We start from the raw sequence: 2,397 nt of genomic DNA, 5'->3' as shown, positions 1-2,397 counted from the left end.
GCCGTGGTTTAGATCACGCTTTCAAACACATCACATTTAACATCGAACTTGTTAAAGATGCTGCTGCCGCTCCTTCAACTGAAGTTGAACGTCGTCGCGCTAGCGCTTAATTGAAAGTGTATGTGAGTTAAAAGTTCGCTTTTGACTCACAAAATTTATTCCATTTATTACTACCATTAAGAATTTAAATAAATTTTTAGCGGTAGTAATAACATCACGTTACCTCATGCTCTAAGGTTTCTCACATGATTGACAAAAGTAAGTCCTCACTAAGCGAGGTTTTATCACAGATTAAAGATGGTGCAACCATTCTAATTGGTGGTTTCGGTACCGCAGGACAACCCGCTGAACTCATTGACGGTCTTATTGAACTCGGTGTTAAAGATTTAACCATTGTCAGCAACAATGCCGGTAATGGCGATTATGGTCTGGCGAAATTGCTAAAAGCCGGTTCGGTTAAAAAAGTGATCTGTTCTTTCCCACGTCAGTCAGATTCTTATGTTTTTGATGAACTGTACCGTGCCGGAAAGGTTGAACTTGAAGTAGTGCCGCAAGGTAATCTGGCGTGTCGTATTCAGGCAGCAGGTATGGGATTAGGCGCTGTGTTTACCCCAACTGGCTTTGGAACACTTTTAGCTGAAGGTAAAGAAACCCGTGAGATTGATGGGAAAGATTACGTACTTGAATATCCGATCAAGGCTGACTTTGCCTTGATTAAAGCTTACAAGGGCGATCGCTGGGGCAATCTGGTTTACCGTAAATCTGCACGTAACTTTGGCCCGATTATGGCCATGGCTGCTGATGTCACTATTGCTCAGGTTTCTGAAGTGGTTGAACTAGGTGGTTTAGACCCAGAGCACATCATCACCCCAGGTATTTTTGTACAGCACGTTGTACAAGTAGCGCCAGCACAGTAAGCAATAAGGAGAAATAACATGAGCTACCAGAAACTCAGCCGTGACCAGATTGCACAACGTGTGGCACAAGATATTCCCGATGGCGCCTATGTAAACCTAGGCATTGGCTTACCAACCAAGATCGCTAGTTACTTACCGAATGACAAAGATATTTTTCTTCATTCTGAAAATGGCCTATTGGCTTTTGGCCCACCGCCAGCTGCAGGTGAAGAAGATCCTGAACTGATTAATGCGGGTAAAGAGTTTGTGACCATGCTTGAAGGCGGCAGCTTTTTCCACCATGGCGATTCATTTGCGATGATGCGTGGTGGTCACCTTGATATTGCCGTGCTTGGTGCCTTTCAGGTTGCTGCGAATGGTGACTTGGCCAACTGGCACACGGGAGCACCGGATGCAATTCCTGCTGTGGGTGGTGCGATGGATTTGGCGGTTGGTGCCAAGAAAGTATTTATCACCACAGACCATGTGACCAAGCAAGGTGAGCCGAAGATTGTGGCTGAGCTAACTTATCCGGTTACGGGTAAAAAATGTGTTGATCGTATTTACACCGACCTATGTGTGATTGACGTGACTAAAGATGGTTTGAAGGTGATTGAGAAAGTGGAAGGTCTTAGCTTTGATGAGCTACAAGCTTTAACGGGTGCAACTCTGATTGATGCGACTCAAGGGTAAGGTTTACACAGCATAGCCAATGCTACTACGGTCATTGCCTGTAAATGATAGTGGTCTTCGAAAGCCCTTTGTATAGGCAATACCTTACTTTTTAAGGATAAAAAGTAACAAAAATCCTTTGTTACTCTGACACAACATCCCTGTTGTGCTGAGCAACGAGGCGACACCGTGTCGCCATCGCGAAACACTGAATAGAACTCTTTGAATACGGTTCTTGCTTATTAATTTGGATTTTACCGTAATTCGCTATTGTGACAGGCGACATGGATGTCGCCCGTTGGACAGGGAGGCATGGAAGCCTCCTCTGTTCAACAAAGGTTTTTGGTTACTTTTTTAAAAAAGTGACAAGAATTAGCTACTGGCATTTGACTCAACACGATAAGACTCTGTCATGACTACTTTTAACTTAGTAACCATGATGATCGCCAGCAAACTCTGGAAAAGTCTAACGATGTGGCAATGACAGCAATAGATTTCAAAATGGAAATGTAAGAATGAAAAACGCTTATATCATCGATGCCATCCGTACTCCATTCGGCCGTTATGCCGGTGGCCTTGCACCTGTCCGTGCCGATGACCTTGGTGCTGTGCCGATTAAAGCCCTCATGCAGCGTAACCCAAGTGTAGATTGGGAACAGATCGATGATGTGATCTATGGTTGTGCTAACCAAGCCGGTGAAGATAACCGTAATGTCGGCCGTATGTCAGCACTGCTTGCAGGTTTACCGTATCAAGTACCGGCAACGACCATTAACCGTTTGTGCGGTTCTTCACTCGATGCGATTGCCATTGCTGCCCGCGCCATTAA

3 protein-coding genes and 1 pseudogene are annotated in these 2,397 nt (G+C 44.8%); all 4 read left to right on the top strand.

All coding sequences use genetic code 11. The features are described from left to right. Positions 1 to 110 (top strand): annotated as a pseudogene (locus J536_RS25800) (catechol 1,2-dioxygenase); the annotation flags it as partial. 135 nt (positions 111 to 245) lie between these two features. Next, entirely contained in the window at positions 246 to 917 is a 672-nt protein-coding gene (locus J536_RS23635; protein WP_017386040.1) for a 3-oxoacid CoA-transferase subunit A, read from the top strand. Between the two features lie 18 nt (positions 918 to 935). Further along, complete coding sequence (locus J536_RS23630) at positions 936 to 1,589, top strand: 3-oxoacid CoA-transferase subunit B (RefSeq protein WP_000121798.1); 654 nt, start codon at positions 936 to 938, stop codon at positions 1,587 to 1,589. A 494-nt stretch (positions 1,590 to 2,083) separates the two neighbouring features. Then, a partial coding sequence (locus J536_RS23625) for a beta-ketoadipyl CoA thiolase (RefSeq protein ID WP_032064179.1) occupies positions 2,084 to 2,397 on the top strand: 314 nt, incomplete at its 3' end.

It is taken from the genome of Acinetobacter sp. 809848, assembly GCF_000581275.1.
In the GTDB taxonomy this organism is placed as follows: domain Bacteria; phylum Pseudomonadota; class Gammaproteobacteria; order Pseudomonadales; family Moraxellaceae; genus Acinetobacter; species Acinetobacter pittii.
The sequence above is the reverse complement of the archived record's forward strand: the minus strand, read 5'-3'. Positions and strand labels throughout refer to the sequence as shown.

Coding starts and splice junctions, on each gene's coding strand:
- J536_RS23635 (WP_017386040.1), top strand. CDS start 246: ATGATTGACAAAAGTAAGTCCTCACTAAGCGAGGTTTTATCACAGATT.
- J536_RS23630 (WP_000121798.1), top strand. CDS start 936: ATGAGCTACCAGAAACTCAGCCGTGACCAGATTGCACAACGTGTGGCA.